Source organism: Nocardioides sp. P4_G4 (assembly GCF_056401085.1).
The window spans coordinates 1-1,966 of the sequence record NZ_JBFUKA010000174.1 but is presented as its reverse complement, the minus strand read 5'-3'; the positions used below and the strand labels follow the sequence as shown (position 1 = coordinate 1,966).

Genomic DNA, 1,966 nt, shown 5'->3' with positions numbered 1-1,966 from the left:
CAGATCGTCGAGGCCCGCGGCCTCGCCATCGTCTCCGACGACGGTGCCCTCGGCGCGGCGGTCGACAAGGCCATCGCGGACAACCCGGACGTCGCCGACAAGATCCGCGACGGCAAGGTCGCGGCCGCCGGCGCACTCATCGGCTCGGTGATGAAGGAGATGCGCGGCCAGGCCGACGCCGGGCGTGTGCGCGAGCTCATCCTGGAGAAGCTCACCTGACGGATCCGGACGGGGCGTCGTGGCTGTAGGGTGCGCCGAGGAAACCATCATCCGTCTGCGACGGGGAAGCCGGTCTGAATCCGGCGCTGACCCGCAACCGTAGGCGCCACGACCCCGGGGTCGTGGCGCGAGCCGGACCGCCCGTCGTAGGCACACCTGACAATCACGCTGCGAGGAAACAGCGGGTGTCGCCCTCCGGCGCCTCCCGTTGCACCAGCGGGAAGGACAGCATGTCTCACGCACTGCGCTCCCACACCTGGCGTCGCGCCGCCGGGCTGGTCGCCGCCTCCACCCTGGCGCTCACGGTCGTCGCCCCGTCGGCGACGGCCGCTCCGCCCACTCCGGGCAAGACCGACGACGCTGCCATCACCCTCGCCGGGAAGTGGCTCAAGGGCGAGCTGACCGACGGCCTGGTCGACGCCGGCGGCTACACCGACTTCGGCCTCACCCTCGACACCGGCTTCGCGCTGGACCAGGCGGGGGACAAGGCGGGCGTGGCGACCGTGAACCGTGCCTTCCAGCCCGTCATCGACGACTACATCTCCGGTGACGCCTTCGGGGACGCCGGCAGCACCTACGCCGGGTCGGTGGCCAAGGCCGCGACCTTCGCCCGGGTCGCCGGCGCCAACCCCACGTCGTACGGCGGGGTCAACCTCGTCACCCGCCTCGAGGAGCGCGTGAGCGCGACCGCCCCGATCGTGGGTCGCATCGAGGACAGGTCGACCTTCGGCGACTACGCCAACACCCTGGGCCAGTCGTACGCCGTCCGCGCCCTGACCGAGGCGAAGTCGCAGCGCGCTGCCGACGCCGTCTCCTTCCTCCTCGCCCAGCAGTGCACGTCCGGCTTCTTCCGCCAGGACTTCACCAAGGACAAGGCCGCCGCGGCCCAGGGCTGCGCCGAGGGCCAGGCCGGCTCCGAGCCGAGCGTCGACGCCACCGCCCTGGCGGTCGTCAACCTCGTCGAGGGGGACGCCAAGGGTCAGGACGTCGCCCGCGCGGTCGACAACGCGACCGACTGGCTGGTGAGCCAGCAGAAGCGCAACGGCTCGTTCGCCGGCAACACCAACAGCACCGGTCTCGCCGGCTGGGCCCTCGGCCTGGTCAAGGCGCGTACCGGCGCCACCAAGGCCGCGACGTGGGTCCGCTCCCAGCAGCCGATCGACTCGTTCCGCTGCCGCAGCGCGATCACCAAGGACACCGGCGCGATCGCCTACGAGGCCAAGGCCGTCAAGGCCGCCCGCAACAGCGGCCTCACCGACGGCGACGTGCGCGGCCAGTGGCGCCGGGCCACCGCCCAGGCGATGGCCGTCCTGCAGTGGGCGCCGGCCGCGACCGGCGACCTCGGCGTCTCGCTGACGCGCAGCTCCGCCGAAGCCGGCGACAAGGTCCGCGTCAAGGTCGTGGGCCTGGCCCCGGGCGAGCGCGCCTGCGTCTCCGTCAAGGGCGACACCAAGCGGATCGTCGGCAAGGCCTCGGCCCGACCGGTCACCCGCAAGCTCTCGATGCCGACCGGCAACAAGACGCGCACCGTGAAGGTCAAGACGGCCGACGAGGCCGCCAAGACCCGCATCTCGGTCCGCAACTGAGGGTCCCACCCGTGACGAGAGCACCTCGCGCACGCCTCGTCGCCGCGGCCACCCTGGTGGCCGCGGCGGCCGGCGTGCTCGKCCCGTCGGCACCGGCCTCGGCCGCGTCCTGCACGTCGGTCTCCGGCGTCACCGTGGTCGTCGACCCCGGTGCGCTGGGG

Annotated in this window: 1 protein-coding gene and 1 pseudogene; both read left to right on the top strand. The window is 72.9% G+C overall.

Annotation, left to right across the window (positions count from 1 at the left end; translation table 11 throughout):
* Positions 1–219: pseudogene (locus AC1DQF_RS21525) on the top strand (Asp-tRNA(Asn)/Glu-tRNA(Gln) amidotransferase subunit GatB); the annotation flags it as partial.
* A 230-nt stretch (positions 220–449) separates the two neighbouring features.
* Positions 450–1,805, top strand: a complete 1,356-nt coding sequence (locus AC1DQF_RS21520) for a prenyltransferase/squalene oxidase repeat-containing protein (RefSeq protein ID WP_477527262.1) — start codon at positions 450–452, stop codon at positions 1,803–1,805.
* Positions 1,806–1,966 lie beyond the last annotated feature (161 nt).